This window comes from Pseudoalteromonas aquimarina, assembly GCF_049257255.1.
Lineage (GTDB): Bacteria > Pseudomonadota > Gammaproteobacteria > Enterobacterales > Alteromonadaceae > Pseudoalteromonas.
The window spans coordinates 484,319-504,699 of sequence record NZ_JBMMUG010000001.1 but is presented as its reverse complement, the minus strand read 5'-3'; the positions used below and the strand labels follow the sequence as shown (position 1 = coordinate 504,699).

Below are 20,381 nucleotides of genomic sequence, written 5' to 3'. Positions count from 1 at the left end.
TAAAGTAAAAAATTACTATTTAATAGTATTCTTTTGGCTGACGTGCAATTAACGAACAAATTAAGCTAAAAATAACCGTTATCGCCGTTAAAACAGCTATTTTTAAAACTAAGTCTGCATTTTTTAATAAGCTAACAGCTTCAAAATTAAAAAATAATACTGGTGTCACTGCAATAGAAAACACTACCAGTGAGATTTTCATCGCCCGCCAAAACGAAAAGCGTTTTAAATAGGCCATGTACCAGGTTAAAAGCGAAAATACGCCCAGTTTAATAAAGACAATATGGCTAATATCACGTGACTGCGATGCAGTAATATACACTGCTATTGCTGACACAATGCCCCAAATAAGCCAAATTGACCAACTTTCTTTTTCGCGCAAAAACAAGTTATTCATAACTGCGCCTTTTTATTATTTTATGGTTTAAATTGGTTGTTAATACACCACCTTAACAAAAAATAGACAAATTTGAAATAGCCTATTTTGGCTTTAAGTCAAGAAATAAAAGCAAACTAACGCAACAATTGTGGCAACGAGTATATTAAGCGCCATACCTTGTTTCGCCATATCTTTTATTGATACTTCGCCACTGGCAAATACTATCGAGTTTGGTGCAGTTGCTACTGGCAAACAAAACGCGCATGAACAGCTTATCACCACAGGGATCATCAATAATTCAATCGGTAAATTAAGCGCTATTGCAGCGCTAGCTATAATTGGCATCATTAGCGTTGCCGTTGCTGTATTTGATGTAATCTCAGTTAAAAATGACACACCAATGGCAAGTGCAAGTAAACTGACTAACACTGGTAATGAACCTAGCGCTACAAAAAACTGCCCTAGCAATTCACTTAAACCACTTGATACAAAGGCCTTAGCAATACAAATACCGCCAGCAAAAAGTAACAACATGCCCCACGGAATATCTTTTGCATCCTGCCACTCAAGCAAACGACCACCTTTACCATTAGGTGTTATTGCCATTGCGATTACACCTAATAATGCAATGGATGAATCCCCTACTGTTTTGATATCAAGTAAACCAGACCATCCACCAAAGGGTTCTTTTCTGAAAACCCAAAGTAACGCAACAATGGCAAAAATAAACAACACACGCTTTTCAGCACTTTGCCATTCATCGCATTTAGGTAAATGGATAGCAGCCGACAGTTTGATGCCTCTTGCTAACCACAGCGCCATTAACGGGATTGCTATTACAATAATTGGCACCGTTACTTTCATCCAGCGGATAAAACCGTACTCTTCCCCTGCAAATTCTTCATAGACAGACGCAAAGATCACATTTGCCGGCGTACCAATTAATGTACCAACACCGCCAAGAGAGGCGGAATAAGCAAGGCCAAGTAATAACGCAATTTTAAATCGGCTGTTATCAGTTGACGCACAAATCGCTAGCACAACCGGTAATAATGCAACAACGGTTGCCGTATTCGAAATCCACATCGATAAAATACTACTGGTTGCCATAATGGCGAAAATAATGCGCAGCGCGCTATCGCCTCCAATGACCTTTAAAATTGTGAAGGCAATCCGTCTATGTACCCCTGATTTTTCAATACCAACGGCGAGCATAAACGCCCCCATCAAAAGCACAATCACATGTGAACCGAGCGATGCGGCCGCCTGCTGATGTGTTAACACCCCAACAAAAGGGAAGATTCCAATAGGGATAAGTGAGGTAAGCGGAATAGGTAATGCTTCTGTAATCCAAAAGTAGGCCGTTAGAAGCGTAAGTGCAACAGTTAAAGCAATTACTTGTGGCTGTTGCCAAAAATAAACACATGCAAGGTAAGCTATTACACTTGAAAACAAACCAATTAGGATATTTTTATTATTATTCGTCATATTAATTAGCTATTTATTATTTTCTGACAGTTATGCCATCTTTGATCGCGCTTAACATCATCCCAGCTTGGGTAAGTTTTTTGGTGAAAAACAGCCATGCGAGCACCATGGTGTTGATACTTTTCAATTGGTAAACTATCCATCACTTGATACAGACCCGGCTTTTCATTGCAAAGCAAGACTGTATCACAGCCAGCATCGAGGGCTTTAGCTACACGAGTAGGATAATCCCCTACTTGAACAGCCCCTTGCATACCCATATCATCAGATATCACGGGACCGTTAAAACCTAATTGTTTTCTGAGTACCGTTTTAAGCCAAAAATCAGAAAAACACGCTGGATTTTTGTCAACTTCTGAATAAATAACGTGTGCTGGCATTACCGCATCTGCCAATGATTCTGCAACTAAACGTTTAAATGGTACTAAGTCATACTCAGTAATATCGACAAAACTGCGGTCATCCACTGGCATTGCAATGTGTGAGTCTGGGCCAACTGAGCCATGTCCCGGAAAATGTTTAATTACCGATTTCATACCAGCACTGTGCAAGCCTTTTATGAGGGCTTTTGCACCAGTAACCACCTTTTCTGGTTCTGATGAAAAAGCTCTATTGCCAATCACCTGTGAAATGCCATTTACATCAACACACGGTGCATATGAAAAATCAACTTTGCAAGCTAATAGCTCCGCCGCTAAAGTCCAACCAATGTCATGTAATTTTTCACTGGCATTTTCAAGTTGAAATACATCAGACATACTAGGAAGTTGACTAAACCCATCGCGAAAGCGTTGTACTCGGCCACCTTCATGATCAACAGACACCAACAACTTCGGATTAATTGCTTTTATGCTATTAGTCAGCGCCAGAAGCTGCTCTGGGTCTTCGTAATTTCGTGAAAATAAAATAACGCCATTAATAAGCGGATGCTTTAATACTTCATACTCTTCTTGGCTAAGAAATTTATCATCAATTCCAGTTGTGATCGGACCTAACATTATTCACCTACAAACATGTAAAAAAGTCAGAAGCATCAATATTGCGCGATTTTTTTATATCGTTCACTTTGCTACCAAGATATAAAAAGCCAACAAGCTCATCATCGGTTGAAAGGTTAAGTGCCTGTTTCACATATTCATCTTGCGCATAACTTCCGGTACGCCACACACCTGCTAACCCTTGCGCAAATGCGGCTTGTTGCATCGCCATCACAGCACAACCAGCAGATTGCACTTGTTCAATACGCGGTACTTTTGCATGTGGCTTGTATTTCGCAATACAAATGATGATTAAAGGTGCACGTAGCGGTAACTCTTTGGCTCGTTCTAGTGTTTTTTCATCGGCATTATTGTTAAGCGCTGCTTGGTAATAAATTTCACCTAATTTTTCACGGGCATCGCCTTCAACCAGAATAAATTGCCATGGTTTTAGTGCAGCATGATCAGGTACACGTAACGCGGCTTGTTTAATAATTTCGAGTTGTTCAGGTGTTGGCCCAGGTGTAGTAAGTTTGCTGTCTGATTGACGTTCTAATAAGAGTTCTAATGCGTTCATTAAGCTGACATGTTAGTTTTTTGCCAAGCTTAACAAACTACAGTGAAAAGAAAAGAGCTTAACGCTCTTCTCAATTAGGTGTTTTAATTAAAATAAGTACTGACCCACAATGGCCAAGTTATTTTATTTAACGTGATTTTGTGAGAAAAACCTTTGTGAAAGCCAATAATCTAAACTGAAAAACCTGCCGCCACCTGTAAAAAACAAACTAAGCAACATTGCAAAGTATATAAAGCCAAATTCAATGCCATTATTTAGAATTACCGGTTTACCAGTTTCATAGAGATATTCTGTGTAGCCATTCTCTTCTAGAATTTCACGCATTTTATTTAAACGCTCGGATGCTTGCTTAGAGTTTTCTAAACTAGCCTTTGCGCCAGGTACATGTAGCCAATCAAGTACTTTTGCGGCACTTATTTCACTATTTGTTGGTGTAACAGAAAACCAGCCATTTTCTAAATGTACCGTTGTTATTGCTACAAACATTGTAAACGCTAATGGAATTGAAACAATCCGGGTAAAAAGACCAAGAAATAGTAACCACCCACCTAGAAATTCAGTCCAAGCTGCTAAAAATGCAAGTAATGATGGAAATGGTAAACCTAGCCCCCACTCTGCATTGCCAAACCAAGAAACAATACTTGGTAATGCTGAAATAGCTTGTAGGAATGTTTCTGGGTTTTCGCTTAAGCCAAGTTTACTGTAACCAGCAATAATCATTATTGGCGCAAGTATTAAGCGAAATAGTAATGGTGGTAAACCAGATAAAATTTGGCTTTTAGAAAGGAATGTTTTATAAAAATTAAGCAGCGTCATACCGACCTCTAAGTTTTAGTAATACATTAAAGACCGGTAAAACACTGTTAATTATTCACTATATTTTGCGTGCTACCTGTAAGGCTTCAAAAATGGCACGTTTTGCATCAATTGCAGAAGCCAATTTTGCACCACCGATCACATCAATTTTAGATGCATATTTGCCATTTTCTAGCTCTTTATTAAAGGTATCTGTATTGGAAACCTGACCGATACACGTAATTACAGATTCACAAGGAATTGTTTGTTTTTCACCATCAATTTCAATTACTAACCCGTCTTTATTTAGCTCAATGTAATTACAACCACTGATTTGCTTAACATTTTGCTGTTTAGCAACAGCGCGATGGATCCACCCCGTAGTTTTACCAAGATCACTACCAAAACGGCCTGGGCTACGTTTTAACATGGTGATGTTATGTGGAATTTCATGTGGTGTATGTTCAACATTAATTGCCCACTGCTGCTTAAATTCATCAACCGATTTATTTGCTTTTTCAGCTAAAAACGCCACCATATCAAAACCGATACCACCGGCACCTAAAATAACAACGTCCTTACCAATTTCAACTTCACCACGGATCACTTCATCATAAGCAAGTAGTGTACGACCATCTTTTAATTCAAATGATGCTTCTCGAGGGCGTACACCTGTTGCAAAAACAACATTATCATATTGCTCAAACATGCTATTTTCGAATGATGTTTGAAGCTGTACATCCACATTTAACTTAGCGAGTTCAGATTTAAAGTAGTCAAGCGTATAGTTAAAGTCTTCCTTACCTGGTACACGCATTGCTAAATTAAACTGACCACCCAACCCTATAGAGCGCTCAATAAGCGTTACCTTATGGCCTTTTTCAGCTAAATAACAACTTGCTGCCATACCTGCCGGTCCACCACCTACAACCAATACATTTTTAGGGTTAGTTGTAGGCTCTAATGAATAGTCTAATTCAAAACCTGCACGTGGATTAACTAAACAAGTGGCTCGCTTTCCTTTAAAAACGTTATCTAAGCACCCTTGGTTACAGGCAATACACACGTTAATGTTGTCACTTTTGTTTTCAACGTATTTATTAAAAAAGTCAGGATCAGCAAGTAATGGCCTTGCCATAGATATTAAATCTGCGGAATTATTGTTTAAAATTGAATTGGCAAGTTCTGGAGTATTGATACGGTTTACCGCAACACATGGCACTGACACATGTTGTTTAAGTAATTCGGTTGCCTCAACAAAAGCCCCTTGCGGTACCATGCTTGCAATTGTTGGTACACGCGCTTCATGCCAGCCAATACCTGTGTTAAAAATATCAACACCCGCTTTTTCTAACACTTTTGCTTGTTCAATCACTTCTTCTTGAGTCGAACCATCTTCTACTAAATCCATCACAGAGATACGGAAAACAATAATAAACTTATCACTTACTTCACGACGCACAGCTTCAACAATTTCTTTTGCTAGGCGCATGCGATTTTCGTTTGAACCACCGTATTCATCTGTGCGTTTATTTGTGCGAGGCGCCATAAACTCGTTAATTAAATAACCTTCCGAGCCCATTATTTCAACACCATCATAACCTGCACGCTCTGCAAGCCTTGCTGATTTTGCAAATGATTTTATGGTGCTTTTTATATTGCTAAGGGTCATCTCCTTCGGCTTGTAAGGATTGATTGGTGCCTTAATTGCACTTGGTGCCTGATTAAATGGATGATAGGCATAGCGCCCTGCATGAAGCAGTTGCAAACAAATCTTGCCGCCGTGCTCATGTACCGCTTTAGTCACAGGGCGATGTTTAAGCACATCTAAAAATGTATTAAATGATGATGAGATTGGAGTTAATTTGCCAACCAAATTTGGGCTAAAGCCTCCGGTAATGATTAGGCCTACACCACCTTTTGCGCGCGCTTCGTAAAACGCTTTTAAGCGTTTAACATTCCACAAACCTTCTTCAAGGCCGGTGTGCATTGAACCCATTACAAGGCGATTTCGCAGTGAATTGTTTTTCAGTTTTAATTCTTGTTCTAACATACTTGCTACTTACTCTACTGGTCATACCTCAAGCACTTTAACTGGTTTAACCAGTTAACTCAAGCTTGTCCAAAGTGATCTCTCAATATACTCACTAACTATAATGTTTTAACTAAACTTTTTTGCTAAACACTTCGTTACGTTTTTCATTTAAGTTTGACTAAAAAGTAAGTTAAGATGGTAATAGATGATAAATCTATAGATAGGATAAGATTTTGGTTAAAAAGGCTATCGTAGGCTTTTGGAATTTTCTTAATTTTTCAAGACGCCTCGTATTAAATATTATATTTTCCTTTATTTTAATTGCACTTTTTGTGTCAATTTTAAGTTCAGAGGATGAAATTATCGTTGAGCAAGATTCTGCTCTAGTGCTTTCAATTGCAGGCAATATCGTTGAAGAAAAAACATATATTGACCCAGTTGAAGCAGCGTTAAACGATTCTATGGGTTCAAGCGATGAGCCACCTGAAGTGCTACTTGATGATATTTTAATGACAATTAAGTACGCAACAAAAGATAAAAAAATTAAGCTGTTGTTACTTGATCTACAAAAAATGCAAGGCGCACACCTTAACAAGCTGAAAGCAATTGCTGCCCAGCTTGATAAGTTTAAAGAAAGTGGCAAAAAAGTGTATGCCTATGGTGATTACTACACTCAGGCACAATACTACATCGCTAGTAAAGCCGATGAAATTTTAATGCACCCATACGGCGCTGTTGATATTTCGGGTTATGCCACCTACCCACTTTATTTCAAAGAAGCTATCGATAAGCTAAATATCTCGCAGCATATTTTCCGTGTAGGTACATTTAAGTCAGCTGTAGAACCGCTAATTCGAAGCAACATGTCAGATGCTGCAAAAGAAGCAAATAAAGCATGGTTAGACGCACTTTGGCAGGAATATAAAACAGACGTTGCAGCTCACCGCGGTTTTGAAGTAACTAATTTTGCTGAAGACATGGCAACATACAAAGAAAAGTTTGCCAACGTGAATGGTCATTCAGGTCAGTACGCGCTTCAATATAAATGGGTTGATTCACTTGCAAGCAAAGAAGAATTACGTCAAAAACTCATTGCAGAAGTGGGCAAAAACGAATCAGGTAAGTCATTTAAACAAATTTCGTTTAGCCATTACCTTAAAACGTTAAAACCACCATTCCCTATGGAAAACCCAATTACCGATAAAGTTGCTGTAATTGTAGCAAAAGGCAATATCGTAGATGGTGAGCGTAAAGCAGGTGAAATTGGTGGTGACTCTACTGCTGAACTTCTTCGCCGTGCTCGCTTAAACGACAAGGTAAAAGCGGTAGTACTTCGTATTGATTCAGGCGGCGGCAGTATGTTTGCTTCTGAAATTATTCGTGCCGAAGTGCTTGCACTTAAAGATGCAGGTAAGCCTGTTATCGCTTCTATGAGTTCAGTTGCAGCATCAGGTGGTTACTGGATTGCAGCTAATGCAAATGAAATTTGGGCTGCACCAAGCACCATCACAGGTTCTATTGGCGTATTTGGTACGTTAATGACATTTGAAAATACCCTTGCAAAATTAGGTATTTACTCTGACGGTGTAGCAACAACAGATATGGCATCATTTTCTATGTTACGTCCACTTGAGCCTCAGCTTGGTGAAGTAATTCAGATGTCAGTTGAAAGTGCTTATGACCGTTTCTTAACAGTTGTTGCAGAAGCGCGTGGCATGAAAAAAGAAGACGTAGATAAAGTTGCACAAGGTCGTGTTTGGATTGGTACAAAAGCTAAAGAGCTTGGCCTAGTTGATGCCCTTGGTACTAAACAAGATGCAATTGAACGTGCTGCTGAGCTTGCTAGCCTTTCAATGTACGACGTGATCACCATTGAGCAACAACTTACCGAGCAAGAAATGTTAATGCAAAAAATCTTCGGCGAATCTCAAGCCGCTGCATTTATTAGCGCTTATTTTGCCAAAGACGATTACGCACCTGTTAAAAACAGCATTATGCAAACAGCGCAAGGCATTAAACAGCAAGTATCTAGCTTAGAGCAATTTAATGATCCAAATGGTGTTTATGCCAAGTGTTTAGTGTGTACAGTTAGCTACTAAACGCTACTTATACAAACACTTTTCAATTATAATAGCCCAGTGTTTTCACTGGGCTATTTTTATGAAAAGAAAAAAAATTTATATCGCCTACACCGGCGGTACTATCGGGATGAAGAAATCTAGTAAAGGCTATATCCCAGCTGCAGGTTTTCTTACTCAAACAGTAAAATCCAGTGCCGAGTTTAATCGTGAAGAAATGCCACTTTTTGATATTCACGAATATTGCCCGCTTATCGACTCATCAGATATGAGCCCAATGCATTGGCAGTTAATTGCAGATGATATTAAAGAAAAATATGCCGATTATGATGGTTTTGTTGTGTTGCATGGTACTGACACCATGGCCTATACCGCATCTGCCCTCTCCTTTATGCTTGAAAATCTAACCAAGCCAGTGATTGTGACAGGCTCACAAATTCCTTTGTCACAATTACGCTCAGACGGTCAGGTTAATTTACTTAATGCTATGTACCTTGCTGCCAATTACCCTATCGGTGAAGTAAGTTTGTATTTCAATAATCAACTTTACCGTGGTAACCGTGCAACCAAAATGCATGCTGATGGTTTTGCCGCGTTTGGCTCACCAAATATGTCGCCGCTTGCAAAAGTGGGTATAAATATTGAATTAGTTGCCGGACAATTAAGCCCAAGCTTAAATAATAAACTGGACGTCACTAAAATTACGCCTCAGCAAATTGCCGTATTGCATTTGTACCCTGGCATTTCTGTCGACCTTATTAAAAGCATGATGACAGATTCTTTAAAGGCGCTTGTACTATTGAGTTTTGGTGTCGGTAATGCCCCTCAAAACCCTGAAATGCTTGAATTATTTAGTAATGCCACACAATCAGGTTTAGTTATTATCAACCTGACGCAGTGTATTCAAGGCAGTGTCAATATGGGGGGCTATGCAACCGGTAATGCGTTACTAAATGCTGGCGTAATTAGTGGTTATGATATGACTCTCGAGGCGTGTTTAACGAAGTTACACTATCTGTTAAGCCAGAATTTAGAATCTGAAACAGTACGCCATTTGATGCAAGATAATCTGAAAGGTGAACTGACCCGCTAATCACTCTGCTTACAAATAAAAAAAGCGCTATTAAGCGCTTTTTTGAACTACTTCGATTTGAAATTCAAACAAACCGAATTTATACAATAACGCGTGCCCGTAGGTGGCGGTCCATCGTTAAAGACATGGCCTAAATGGGCATCACACTGTTTACAACGCACTTCAATACGCTCCATGCCATGAGAGCTGTCACGAAGATAACGAATACTCTCTTTTTCACTGAAGCTAAAGGCAGGCCAGCCACAACCTGACTGAAATTTATCTTCCGATTTAAACAACAGCGCATTACAGCAAACACAGTAGTAATCACCCGATTCAAAAAAATCGTTATATTCACCCGTAAATGGGTATTCAGTGCCCCCATCAACACACACATGTTTTTGTGCGTCGTTAAGGTGTGTTTGCCATTTTTTATCCATTATCTTACTTTCGCGTCAATATGCGTTAAATCAGTTAAATGGCATGTTTCACCTTCGTGAGTTTTAATACCATGTTCACCAAAATAATCACGTTGTGCTTGCACTAAATGGCCGTTGCTAGGCGTTGTAAGTGTTGCATAATAGGTTTGCGTAGCGGCAAGTACCGGAAATGCTAAACCCGATTTCACAGCATCAGCAGCAATGTTTCTAAGTGCTACTACTTCGTCATCAAGACCATCAATAAAGCCGTTACCTTCTGCAATTTGATCAAGGTAATCTGCACGAATAATACAGCCAGCGCGCCATGTTTGCAGTGTTTTAGATAAGTCTACTTTCCACTGGTGCGAACGCGATGCACCTTTAATTAAAGCTAAGCCTTGGCGGTAGCACAGAAGGCTCGCTAAATGGAACGCTTTACGCAACTCTTCCAGATCAATATCAACTTTCGCCGGCTGTTTTGCCGCATACGTCATTTCTAATGCCGCATGTGTGTCTTGCGTATTCGTTAAATGACGAGCTTGAACAGCAGCCACTAATGAAGGCACAGCAATACCTAACTCTAGTGCGTTTTGCGCAGTCCAAAGTCCAGTGCCTTTTGCGCCTACTTTATTGTCAATCAGATCAACAATTGCAGTTTCGTCTTCTGACTTTAATTTTAAGATGTGGCTAGAAATTGATAATAAATAGCTATTGAGTTCACCTTCTGACCACGTATCAAAAAGCGCCGCTATTTCATCGTTAGTTTTACCACAACCTAAGCGAAGTAAGTGGTAAATTTCAGCAATTAATTGCATTAGCGCATATTCGATGCCGTTATGTACCATTTTAACAAAATGGCCTGATGCAGACTGGCCTACACGCGCAAAGCATGATTCGCCATTATGACTCGCAGCCACTTTTTCAAAGAAAGGAATTATTCGTTCCCAACCACCTTCAGAGCCTGACGCCATCATTGCCGGGCCATGGCGTGCACCTTCTGCACCACCAGAAATGCCCATAGTGGCAAATTCAAACTTGTTTTGATACTTAAGTTTACGCGCGATGCCGTCTTTGTAATTACTGTTACCGCAATCAACGATAATATCGTTAATTTCAACGCCCGCTTCAATAAGCTCTGAACATACACGGTCTACTAATTCACCCGCTGGTACTAAAAGCAAAATAGAACGTGGTGTTTCAAGGCGACGAACCATATCGGCTAAGTCGCTAACAATATGCAGTCGTTCAGCAAACCCTTCTTTTTTTGCAAGGCTAAGTAAATCTTCGCCTGCGTCTGGGTTTTTGTCATAGGCTACTAGGTTTAAACCTTTCTCAATTAAGTTTAAGGCAAGGTTCTTACCCATAACGCCTAAGCCAACTAATGCGACTTGCATATAAATTCTCCTAACTGTTAGGTGTGAAATCATTGCTAAAATCAACTAAAACAGTGCATTGTTTACACTGAAAGTTGAAATTAGTTAAGCGGTAATGGCGCGCATTATATGGCTTTTCGACCAGCATGCAATTTTATTATTAAAAAAATTATAGATTATAATTTCTTTGCGAGGCCTTAATTTTACTCGTTTTGTTTAATTCTATACCGAATATCAATCTCCTAACGGCCGATTCCAGCGGACTTATGTCCTTTTTAGAGGCTGTTAAGATAATTTAAATGGCGTATAATAAAATTTACATAAATATTATTCATACTAATTCTAGTGTGCGACATGTTGACGCCAACATGACACCGGTGTCATAATCTACTAACCACACAAAAAGCAAGTATATTAAGCTAGCCTCACTAGCTTACTAATGTGAAACGCAAAGAATATTTAAAATAGCTAATGGGAGCTACTAAATGCCAAGACGTACCAAAATCGTTGCCACACTCGGTCCTGCTACAGATAGAGATGACAATTTAGAAAAAATAATTAAAGCAGGTGCGAATGTTGTTCGCCTAAACTTCTCTCATGGCGTAGCACAAGATCACAAAGATCGTGCGGCAAAAGTACGTGAAATCGCAAAGAAATTAGATACACACATTGCCATTCTTGCTGACCTTCAAGGTCCAAAAATCCGTGTATCAACCTTTAAAGAAGGTAAAGTTGAGCTTGCAGTTGGTGCTAAATTTATCCTTGATGCCGAAATGGAAAAAGGTGAAGGTGACATCAATGGTGTAGGTATCGACTATAAAGAACTTCCGCAAGATGTATCATCTGGTGACTTGTTACTTTTAAATGACGGTCTTATTCAATTAACCGTTGATGAAGTTGTTGGTAATAAAGTACACACAACGGTAACAGTTGGTGGCGTACTTTCAAACAATAAAGGCATTAACCGTTTAGGTGGTGGTTTAACAGCGCCTGCCTTTACTGAAAAGGACAAAGAAGACCTTATCACAGCAACAGAAATCGAAGTAGATTACATTGCTGTATCATTCCCTCGCTCTGGTGATGATATGCGTTACGTACGTTCACTTGCTGAAGCTGCTGGCTCAAAAGCTCAGTTACTTGCAAAAATTGAACGTGCTGAAGCAGTTGAATCAGAAGAAGCGATTGATGATATCGTGCTTGCATCAGATGCTGTGATGGTTGCACGTGGTGACTTAGGTGTTGAAATCGGTGATGCTGCACTTGTTGGTAAACAAAAAGCAATTATCAGCCGTGCTCGTACGCTTAACCGTACCGTTATCACTGCAACACAAATGATGGAATCGATGATTGATAACCCAATGCCAACACGTGCTGAGGTTATGGACGTTGCAAATGCCGTACTTGATGGTACAGATGCTGTAATGCTTTCAGCTGAGACAGCAGCTGGAGACTACCCTGCTATCACGGTAGAAACGATGGCTCGTGTATGTTTAGGTGCAGAATCACAACCTCAAACTGCAATTTCTAAACATCGTCTAGATTCAATGTTTGAAAATACATCTGAAACAATCGCGCTTTCTGCTATGTATGCTGCAAACCATTTAGATTCAGTTAAAGCACTTGTTGCACTTACAGAATCAGGTAGCACAGCTAAATTAATGTCGCGTATCAGCTCAGGTTTACCAATTTATTCATTATCTCGCCATCAACGTACACTTGGTCAAACTGCGCTATACCGTGGTGTTTACCCTGTGTATTTTGATTCAACTGATTACGATTCAGGTTCACTCGTTAAGCAAGCTTTAGCAACATTAGTTAATAAAGGTTACTTAAAATCTGGCGACAAAGTTATTCTAACGCACGGTGATGCGATGGAAACAGTGGGCGCAACCAACACGCTAAAATTAGTTACTGTAGATTAATACGTAATTGATATAAAAAAACCAGTTCAAATGAACTGGTTTTTTTGTTTTAAGATCTTGTAATTGCTTAACCTGAACTCGGGTTAAGAAGTTAACTAAGCAATTGAAATACATGAGCTGTGTCGCTTCAAACCTTCTAGCTTGTTAGTTTTTCTTAGTACAAGGCAAATTTGTGCGTCAAAAGTGAGTCTATTGCAAACAAATTTAACGCAGTAATAAGTAAAAGTAGCTGCTAGAAAGTAATTTATTATCCCGAGCTCAGGTTACTTAGCAATATACGGGATAACTTGTTTAATTGGTTGTGAAAAGGTCAACCTCTTATTTTCGTCTAAGGTATTTGGCGTTTGAATAGTGCAGCGATTGTCTTTGCAGCTAATAAATTCATCTGCTCCCATAGGCTTAGATGCAGGGCCATCAAATACAAGCGTCACCCCTTTTACTTCAGGCATCATAAACGAAAACAAAGTACGCATAAAAAAGCCCGATAAACGTCCCATCAAATCATCAAACTCGTCATAAAGCACTGCCATTTGCTTTATTGAGACACTATCACCATATTCTTGGCTAGATTCCATTTGCATTTTAAGCTGACATTGATCATCGCCTTTTGGCTGCACCACAATCAATGCTTTATCTTTATCTAGCGTTTCATCAAATGGCAAAAGTAGTTTACTGTTGTTAGTGTAATTTAAAGGGTATTCATTGGTTTTTGTAATGATACTGCCGCTTTCAATAGCGCATGGCTTAGCATGTTGATTAACTAGGTAAAAACCGACATCAGCACTTGCATAATCACCTTTAGACATCACTTTTAAACGGTCATAAAAGCCATCATAAGACACTACAAATTCTGCAGCATTTGCCCCTAAAGAGGCACTCGACAGAAACAAACTTACAGCTAATATTTTTTTATTCACCGAAATACCTTTGATTCGTTACCAACATTTGATTCAACTCTTCAATATACTCATGGCCGCGCTCTGAGTAGCTGCCAAGTCCGTATAACAATTTCTCAGCAAGTATAATCTGTTCATCGTAGCGATTGCTTTGCCTTAGATCACGAAGTTGTTGATAGGCAGGATGTGTATTTATATTTCTAAAATAAGCTTTTACACTTTGCTCTAACGATTTAAACGCTGCAACCTCATGGTTACGCCCTTCGTTACGCTGATTTGGCACCATGCCACAACCTTCTTTAAAGCACCATAAACCAAAAAAATTCAAACCAATGCGAGCAAAACGTGAGGTGCCCCAACCAGATTCATTAGCTGCTTGTGTTAAAACCATCGCAACTGGAATACTGTCCACACGATTAAGTGCAACAATTAAGCTATCTTCATTTATCTCATCAGCAATTTTGTATTCAGCGAAAATATCAGTTAAAGCAGCAATTTGATTTGTAGGAATTTCATAACCAAGCTCTAACTCCGTTAAGGCTAAGTCTACCATCTCACGCTGGGTCAAAATACGCTTATTTTCTGCAATAACATAAGGTTTTAATAAATCGAAAAAGGCTTGCTTACGCTTTTGCACATTATGCATATTGGCAAAATCTGGCAGCTTAACATTGTGAAGAGGCTTTTCTTTTACAACTGGTTTAGCTACTTCTTCTTTGTTTCTATCTAGTGACTCAGCGGATTTATCTAACCAAGGCGACAGCAACATGTAACCAAATAAACAAAATAGGATTACTTTTAACAATAACTTCATAAATATTTTTAGTAAGTAGAAATGTCTAAAAAAGGGAACAATTCTACACCAATGCGTGTGTAGACGTAAGCTTTTAATATTTAGCCCTATCCCAATACAAGCTAGAATTAACGATTTTACGTAGTTGTTCGTTAAATAGTTCAAAGCTTGCAAAGGGTTTCATCTCGCCAGTTAAGCAAAACCACGTATGAGAATAGCAGTTACGTTTACTGACATGATAAGGATGATATGCAAATAATTGTGATGCCACATGATCATCATCAAATGTAAAATTAAAGCTATTACCCGTTTGGTCGCTGGCAACAAAAATATTATCGCCACTGCGATCAGCCAAAAACCGTTTATAACTTACCGCTCGAGAAAGTCCAGAACCATGCAGTTCCAATATAAGATTATCGTCAATCACTAAACCTGTATGGATAAAGCCATTATAAACGCCACAACAAACAATATTGCCCAATTCTAGCGCTACACTTTTATCACTTGGCAAACTATCACATGGGTAGCGCCCTATTGCATCGTTACTACTTAAACCATAACGACGGCGTTTATCTTGCTCTTTTAATTCGTTGCGATACATCGAATTTGCAAATACTGCCGCTGCGGAAACACCGAGTAATAATGGTAATGGCATAAATACATCTCCAAAACAGCCTTTATTAAACTATGGCACATCTTATCGCTTAATAGTGTTTTAAGTTGTTGCAATTTATGTCTAAAATAACTTTATGATTTTAATAAATTAACTAGGTAATTAATGACTGAAGAATGGTTAGCAAGACGGTATCAAGAAAACAAGCATCGCCCAGATGACAAACGTTCACCTTATCAAAAAGACCGCTCACGCATTATTCATGCGGCAGCGTTTAGACGCTTGCAGGCCAAAACTCAAATTATGGGCATTGGTGTCAATGATTTTTACCGTACTCGTCTTACTCATTCTCTAGAAGTTGCACAAATTGCCAGTGGTATTTTAGGCCAATTAAGGGCGAATCAAACCAACAATAACGTAAGTGCATTTTTGCCGTGTCGCAGTTTAATTGAAACGCTTTCTTTAGCGCACGATATTGGTCATCCGCCATTTGGCCATGGCGGAGAAACGGCGCTTAATTATATGATGCGTGAGCATGGCGGCTTTGAAGGTAATGCGCAAACGTTAAGGATCGTTGCAAAATTAGAACCCTACAGTAAAGGCTATGGCATGAATTTAACGCGCCGAACATTACTTGGTTTTATTAAATATCCGCAGCTTATAAAGCATTTATGGCAAATTCCAACAGACAGCGGACAAGATCGCTTTATAAACTCTACACGCTGGCTACCAGCTAAAGGCTTATATTGCGAAGAGTCCACAGTATTTGATTGGATTTTATCGCCCCTATCAAACCAAGATAAAACCACATTTACCCAGTTTGCTAAGAATAGTAATGGTATTTCTCGCACGCTTTATAAGTCGCTTGATTGCTCAATAATGGAACTAGCCGATGATATTGCTTATGGTGTTCACGATTTAGAAGATGCAATTGCAACAGGCATGGTAACAGCCCATCAATGGCAAGGTTTTGTTGAAGATCATTTAGGTGCACTACAAAAAGGCTGGCTAAAAACCAATTTACCGCGTATATCTGCTCAGTTATTTTCACACGATGAAGCCGATCTAAAAGATGTAATTGGCGAGCTGGTTAACTTATTTATAACCCAAGCGCGAATTAAGCAATTAGGTAAATTTGAAAGCCCACTGCTTGATCACAAGGTATACCTTGAAAATGATTTAACAATATTACTTGAAGGATTAAAGCAGTTTGTTTTTAAAAATGTGATCCGTCATCCAGAAATGCAACAAATCGAGTTTAAAGGGCAAAAAATAATTTCAGATCTGTTTGCAGCATTTGCAAGCGATCCTCTTAGATTATTACCGCATACGCGACAAAGTATTTACCAAAATGCAGTAGAGCAAGGCGAAACAGGATATCGCCAAATATGTGATTATATTTCTTCGATGACCGATGAGTACGCCATTAAAGTGCATGGCAGATTGTTTACTACAGAATACTAAGCAATTTTAGAATCATCGTAAAACACCGTGCCATCGTCTTTCGATACAGAGCGACTACAATGCGTTTCTTGGGTATCTAGTAGTTCACTTGGACGCAAGTTACGCTCTTTTAACGCTTCGCCACAATGCGGACACACATCAATTAAACATTGTGTGCTGATATTAAAACACTTGGTACATTCAAAACAGCTCACATCCGTATCAAGTTGTGCTTGTTCTGTTTGTTGACAATTAAATAATGCATGTTCAGCCATATTTGACATTGCAAGCCTCCTTTTTTCAAAAAACATAAAGAAAGGGCTTTAGTTTGACAAGCTTATTTTTTAATCAACATTTAAAACCAGTAAAAAGTACTATTTGAAAATAGTATTTTGATAGCGAACTTGTAAGTTTTGCCCTTTAAATGATTCAAAATCATCAAAGGTTGCAGCAATTTTTTCTAACCGCTCTGACGGTTTTGGGTGCGTACTATAAAGGCTTGCAAGTGCACTGTCGGTGGGTGTTATTGAAGCGATTCTCTGCAGCACCGAGGCCATAGCAAAAACGTCATAACCTGCTTTGCTCATTAAATTAACAGCTTCAATATCCGCTTCGATTTCGTCGTCTCTATCTAGCCCTTTACTATAAAGCTCCGTTGCCATCGAACTAAGCGCCCTCGCCCATTGAGTTAAATTACGAGATGACCTATTTGCGCCACTATGTGTTTGATAGGCTTCTGCTGAAACAAATGCCACTTCTGTGAGGGCACTTTGTAAACTTAACTCTTTAATTTTTTCGACATGATGCTGTTTTGTAATATGAATAATTTCATGTGCTAACATCGCAGCAAGCTCGGCCTCACTGTCTAATTGCAGTAAGGCGCCTGAAGTAATAAATACAAATCCTGCAGGTGCTGCAAACGCATTAATGTCATCGCTATCTAGCACAGCAAATTGCCAGTTTAGCGTCGGGCGGCTCGAATGATTTGCTAAATGGCGACCGACTTTGTTCACGTATTGGTTTATCTGTTTATCTTGATGAATTGGCGCTACCGATACCAACACAGATGCTAAATTTTCCCCTAACTGCTGCTCTTTATTTTCATCAAAGCTTTGACTTTCATAAACATTAACCCCTTGATTTACCAATGCACCTACATCGACGCCGGCTATTTTCACACCTGTTGCATTACAACTCACAACTAAAAATGCACAAATAATAATTAAAAAATGTTGTTTAATCATTTGGCACCTCGGCGTGCGTTAGTTTGCCATTTACAATAAATTGATTTAAATCGCGCATGTTGGGTTTAAATGAATCGAGCGGTTTCAAAAGTGCTTTATTTGGCGTGACATTATCAAAGGCATGCTTATCAAACCCCCTTATTGCGGTTGACGCGGTAGGCTTTGAATTTATTGACTCTATTAACGACACAACCCCCAAATCGCCACTCCTCCTTGGTTGAGTAGCCAGTTGAACAGCAAGCATTTTAACCCAAGCAGTAGGCTGTGTTTGTTCTTCAACAAAATACCAAGCACGGTGACGTTTGCCGATTTGTAATGGATCGCCAACTTCTTTCGATGCGACCACATCACTTTTAATTGAAGGCTCTGTATAAAGGTTTGTTGCCATCGCAACAATTGCAGGTTTACTGTGAGAAGGTGTTTCTGTTTTTGCAATACATAACAAAGGAAAAAGAGTTAACATTAACAAATAAGTTATTAGTTTCATTTTACTATCGCTCCGGCGTTAGTAGTTCCACAGGTTCTTCACGTCCTTTTACGGTTACTTTGTCAACATACAGAAAGTTGAGATTCGTCCTTTGTGCGGTTTGTTTTGACACTAAAATACGATTACTAGCCTTGGTTAACCCTTCAATACGACTGGCTAAATTAACTGTGTCACCAAGCACAGTATAGTCTAAACGCTGATCGGTGCCGATAAATCCACACATTACTTTGCCACTGTGAATGCCAATACCAATGTCAAAAAACTGATATTTCTTTGCTAAACGGGCTCTAAAGTTTAATAAGTTTTGTTCCATTTCAAGTGCAGCTAAAATCGCTTGTTCTGCATGATTATCAGATTTGATGGGCGCCCCCCAAAAAGCCATTACCGCATCACCGATAAATTTATCAAGTGTGCCATTATGCTTAAAAATTGTTGCAACTTGCATCGACAAATAATCATTTAATAGTGCAACAACTTCAGTTACATCGTGTTTTTCAGAAAGTGCGGTGAAATTACGAATATCGCTAAATAGAACAGTTACTTCAACAATATCGCTACTGCCATACTGCGCAATATTTTGATGATCTAATAAATTTTTAACCACATTCGGGTCTAAAAATCTGCCAAACAGCCTATTTGCATACTGTTTTTCGCGGTATTGCACATAACTGTGCATTAGAAATTGTGAAATATAGGCAAGCCCAACAGCACAAATTAACGCACCAAGCGGTAAATCACTATGTGTTTTTGCTAAATAACAATAGCCTTGCCAAAGCAGTATTATCAGCAGTGCTAACACCACGGTCGATAAGCAAAATTGCCTAACTAATGATAATTTAAATAAATAAACCCAGCTGAACAGTATCATCAGCACACATGCCGAAGAGATAACAACTAGACTGCTTAGCTGATTGTAATATTCATTTTTTAAATAATTAGACACTGCATTTGCAATAACGAACACACCTGGTTCACTATTAGAAATGGGTGTTGCAACTTCATCGAACAATCCTGCTGCCGTAGCGCCAATTAGTATCCTTTTGTTTTTAAACTTCTGTAAGAAAGTGCTGTTTTCATTCACTACCGCATTGTAAATATCAGCATAACTGTACTGTTTAAATTTATCTTGGTGTTGCCATTTAAGTTTAATTGTATTACTCAGCAATAAACTTGTTGATGGTGCACTCGCTATAAGTGCACCGAGTGATAAATAGGTATCGTTATTCACCCTTATTTTAGATAGATATTGTCTTACTACAGCATCGTTTTGCCTGAAGACATTAACACTGCCTATTTTCTTTTCGCCTGGCTTCTTGGTAAAAGGAAAAAGCGCTAAACGATATTCACTTTGCTTTGCTTGATTGGAAGTTTCTAAACCTAGCAGGGCTAAATGAACGTTGTTTGCCTCATTCAATACTTGTTCAAAATAGAGGTCATCATCAGGACGATAGATATCAGGTTCATTAAACAGTACATCAAAGGCAATCACGCTTGGGGAGTAACGATTTAACCCCTCGATTAGTTCAGCATGAACGCTTCGTGGCCAAGGCCAGCGCCCCGCCACATTTTTCATTGACTCAATCGACTTGTCATCAATCGTGATGATAACTAACTCTTGTGAGGGTATGCGGTGATTCACTTGATTGCGCTCCCGCAAATCAAAGAGCGCATTATCTAAAGGCAAAGCAAGCTCAAAAAAATAAAGGTAAAGCCAGAGAATAAAGGCAAATATGCAAGTGAAAACAGTGTGTAATTTCTGGCGATGCTGAAAAGTCATAGCTTATTTAAAA

General features: G+C 39.0%; 19 protein-coding genes. 4 read left to right on the top strand and 15 right to left on the bottom strand.

From position 1 onward, the window contains the following. Positions 1-19: 19 nt before the first annotated feature. The 6 genes from AAEU29_RS02310 to AAEU29_RS02285 form a co-directional block, all read right to left on the bottom strand. Entirely contained in the window at positions 20-397 is a 378-nt protein-coding gene (locus AAEU29_RS02310; protein ID WP_421971884.1) for a hypothetical protein, read from the bottom strand. A 93-nt stretch (positions 398-490) separates the two neighbouring features. After that, positions 491-1,867, bottom strand: a complete 1,377-nt coding sequence (locus AAEU29_RS02305; RefSeq protein WP_421971883.1) for an SLC13 family permease — start codon at positions 1,865-1,867, stop codon at positions 491-493. A gap of 5 nt (positions 1,868-1,872) precedes the next feature. Further along, complete coding sequence (nagZ, locus tag AAEU29_RS02300) at positions 1,873-2,865, bottom strand: beta-N-acetylhexosaminidase (RefSeq protein ID WP_421971882.1); 993 nt, start codon at positions 2,863-2,865, stop codon at positions 1,873-1,875. 7 nt (positions 2,866-2,872) lie between these two features. Continuing rightward, positions 2,873-3,421 carry an NAD(P)H nitroreductase gene (locus tag AAEU29_RS02295; protein ID WP_421971881.1) on the bottom strand — a complete coding sequence of 183 codons (549 nt, stop codon included), beginning with the start codon at positions 3,419-3,421 and terminating at the stop codon, positions 2,873-2,875. Between the two features lie 123 nt (positions 3,422-3,544). After that, positions 3,545-4,237 (bottom strand): HvfX family Cu-binding RiPP maturation protein, encoded by a 693-nt coding sequence (locus tag AAEU29_RS02290; protein WP_421971880.1) that lies wholly within the window; start codon positions 4,235-4,237, stop codon positions 3,545-3,547. Between the two features lie 58 nt (positions 4,238-4,295). Further along, a complete protein-coding gene (locus tag AAEU29_RS02285; protein ID WP_421971879.1) occupies positions 4,296-6,269 on the bottom strand; it encodes an oxidoreductase in 1,974 nt (657 codons plus the stop codon). A gap of 215 nt (positions 6,270-6,484) precedes the next feature. Here AAEU29_RS02285 and sppA point away from each other — a divergent pair, with 215 nt between their 5' ends. Together sppA and ansA are read left to right on the top strand one after the other, a co-directional pair. After that, positions 6,485-8,350, top strand: coding sequence for a signal peptide peptidase SppA (sppA, locus tag AAEU29_RS02280; protein WP_421971878.1), 1,866 nt, complete (start codon positions 6,485-6,487; stop codon positions 8,348-8,350). 61 nt (positions 8,351-8,411) lie between these two features. Further along, entirely contained in the window at positions 8,412-9,422 is a 1,011-nt protein-coding gene (ansA, locus tag AAEU29_RS02275; RefSeq protein ID WP_274763210.1) for an asparaginase, read from the top strand. A 47-nt stretch (positions 9,423-9,469) separates the two neighbouring features. Here ansA and msrB read toward each other — a convergent pair whose 3' ends face one another. Together msrB and gnd are read right to left on the bottom strand one after the other, a co-directional pair. Next, entirely contained in the window at positions 9,470-9,841 is a 372-nt protein-coding gene (gene msrB / locus AAEU29_RS02270) for a peptide-methionine (R)-S-oxide reductase MsrB (RefSeq protein WP_274763209.1), read from the bottom strand. Further along, a complete protein-coding gene (gnd, locus tag AAEU29_RS02265) occupies positions 9,841-11,214 on the bottom strand; it encodes an NADP-dependent phosphogluconate dehydrogenase (RefSeq protein ID WP_274763208.1) in 1,374 nt (457 codons plus the stop codon). Before gnd ends, msrB begins: the two co-directional genes overlap by 1 nt. 464 nt (positions 11,215-11,678) lie before the next feature. Here gnd and pyk point away from each other — a divergent pair, with 464 nt between their 5' ends. Further along, the gene (gene pyk, locus AAEU29_RS02260) at positions 11,679-13,115 is read left to right on the top strand and encodes a pyruvate kinase (RefSeq protein ID WP_421971877.1); all 1,437 of its coding nucleotides are present in this window, start codon (positions 11,679-11,681) and stop codon (positions 13,113-13,115) included. Positions 13,116-13,378: 263 nt separating this feature from the next. On the opposite strand, the gene AAEU29_RS02255 is transcribed toward pyk, so the two are convergent. From AAEU29_RS02255 to AAEU29_RS02245, 3 genes are all read right to left on the bottom strand, one after another. Continuing rightward, the gene (locus tag AAEU29_RS02255; RefSeq protein ID WP_421971876.1) at positions 13,379-14,032 is read right to left on the bottom strand and encodes a DUF2987 domain-containing protein; all 654 of its coding nucleotides are present in this window, start codon (positions 14,030-14,032) and stop codon (positions 13,379-13,381) included. After that, positions 14,025-14,825 (bottom strand): glucosaminidase domain-containing protein, encoded by an 801-nt coding sequence (locus AAEU29_RS02250; RefSeq protein WP_421971875.1) that lies wholly within the window; start codon positions 14,823-14,825, stop codon positions 14,025-14,027. Before AAEU29_RS02250 ends, AAEU29_RS02255 begins: the two co-directional genes overlap by 8 nt. 73 nt (positions 14,826-14,898) lie before the next feature. Further along, complete coding sequence (locus AAEU29_RS02245) at positions 14,899-15,459, bottom strand: hypothetical protein (RefSeq protein WP_421971874.1); 561 nt, start codon at positions 15,457-15,459, stop codon at positions 14,899-14,901. A gap of 123 nt (positions 15,460-15,582) precedes the next feature. On the opposite strand from AAEU29_RS02245, the gene AAEU29_RS02240 reads away from it, so the two are divergent. Continuing rightward, a complete protein-coding gene (locus AAEU29_RS02240) occupies positions 15,583-16,881 on the top strand; it encodes an anti-phage deoxyguanosine triphosphatase (RefSeq protein WP_421971873.1) in 1,299 nt (432 codons plus the stop codon). Here the strand turns inward: AAEU29_RS02240 and AAEU29_RS02235 are convergent. The 4 genes from AAEU29_RS02235 to AAEU29_RS02220 form a co-directional block, all read right to left on the bottom strand. Continuing rightward, positions 16,878-17,144: a hypothetical protein gene (locus tag AAEU29_RS02235; RefSeq protein WP_274762536.1), complete on the bottom strand. Its 267-nt coding sequence runs from the start codon at positions 17,142-17,144 to the stop codon at positions 16,878-16,880. The genes AAEU29_RS02240 and AAEU29_RS02235 overlap by 4 nt on opposite strands. A gap of 90 nt (positions 17,145-17,234) precedes the next feature. Further along, entirely contained in the window at positions 17,235-18,104 is an 870-nt protein-coding gene (locus tag AAEU29_RS02230) for a M48 family metalloprotease (protein ID WP_421971872.1), read from the bottom strand. Beyond that, positions 18,097-18,591, bottom strand: a complete 495-nt coding sequence (locus tag AAEU29_RS02225; RefSeq protein ID WP_274762534.1) for an SH3 domain-containing protein — start codon at positions 18,589-18,591, stop codon at positions 18,097-18,099. Before AAEU29_RS02225 ends, AAEU29_RS02230 begins: the two co-directional genes overlap by 8 nt. A 4-nt stretch (positions 18,592-18,595) precedes the next feature. Beyond that, a complete protein-coding gene (locus AAEU29_RS02220; protein ID WP_421971871.1) occupies positions 18,596-20,368 on the bottom strand; it encodes a CHASE2 domain-containing protein in 1,773 nt (590 codons plus the stop codon). Positions 20,369-20,381: the final 13 nt, after the last annotated feature.

Bases quoted from the DNA above. Each gene is read 5' to 3' on its own strand.
- AAEU29_RS02245 (WP_421971874.1), bottom strand. From the start codon at position 15,459: ATGCCATTACCATTATTACTCGGTGTTTCCGCAGCGGCAGTATTTGCA.
- AAEU29_RS02250 (WP_421971875.1), bottom strand. From the start codon at position 14,825: ATGAAGTTATTGTTAAAAGTAATCCTATTTTGTTTATTTGGTTACATG.
- AAEU29_RS02305 (WP_421971883.1), bottom strand. From the start codon at position 1,867: ATGACGAATAATAATAAAAATATCCTAATTGGTTTGTTTTCAAGTGTA.
- AAEU29_RS02310 (WP_421971884.1), bottom strand. From the start codon at position 397: ATGAATAACTTGTTTTTGCGCGAAAAAGAAAGTTGGTCAATTTGGCTT.
- AAEU29_RS02235 (WP_274762536.1), bottom strand. From the start codon at position 17,144: ATGTCAAATATGGCTGAACATGCATTATTTAATTGTCAACAAACAGAA.
- ansA (WP_274763210.1), top strand. From the start codon at position 8,412: ATGAAAAGAAAAAAAATTTATATCGCCTACACCGGCGGTACTATCGGG.
- AAEU29_RS02295 (WP_421971881.1), bottom strand. From the start codon at position 3,421: ATGAACGCATTAGAACTCTTATTAGAACGTCAATCAGACAGCAAACTT.
- nagZ (WP_421971882.1), bottom strand. From the start codon at position 2,865: ATGTTAGGTCCGATCACAACTGGAATTGATGATAAATTTCTTAGCCAA.
- pyk (WP_421971877.1), top strand. From the start codon at position 11,679: ATGCCAAGACGTACCAAAATCGTTGCCACACTCGGTCCTGCTACAGAT.
- gnd (WP_274763208.1), bottom strand. From the start codon at position 11,214: ATGCAAGTCGCATTAGTTGGCTTAGGCGTTATGGGTAAGAACCTTGCC.
- AAEU29_RS02240 (WP_421971873.1), top strand. From the start codon at position 15,583: ATGACTGAAGAATGGTTAGCAAGACGGTATCAAGAAAACAAGCATCGC.
- AAEU29_RS02220 (WP_421971871.1), bottom strand. From the start codon at position 20,368: ATGACTTTTCAGCATCGCCAGAAATTACACACTGTTTTCACTTGCATA.
- AAEU29_RS02290 (WP_421971880.1), bottom strand. From the start codon at position 4,237: ATGACGCTGCTTAATTTTTATAAAACATTCCTTTCTAAAAGCCAAATT.
- AAEU29_RS02230 (WP_421971872.1), bottom strand. From the start codon at position 18,104: ATGATTAAACAACATTTTTTAATTATTATTTGTGCATTTTTAGTTGTG.
- AAEU29_RS02225 (WP_274762534.1), bottom strand. From the start codon at position 18,591: ATGAAACTAATAACTTATTTGTTAATGTTAACTCTTTTTCCTTTGTTA.
- msrB (WP_274763209.1), bottom strand. From the start codon at position 9,841: ATGGATAAAAAATGGCAAACACACCTTAACGACGCACAAAAACATGTG.
- AAEU29_RS02285 (WP_421971879.1), bottom strand. From the start codon at position 6,269: ATGTTAGAACAAGAATTAAAACTGAAAAACAATTCACTGCGAAATCGC.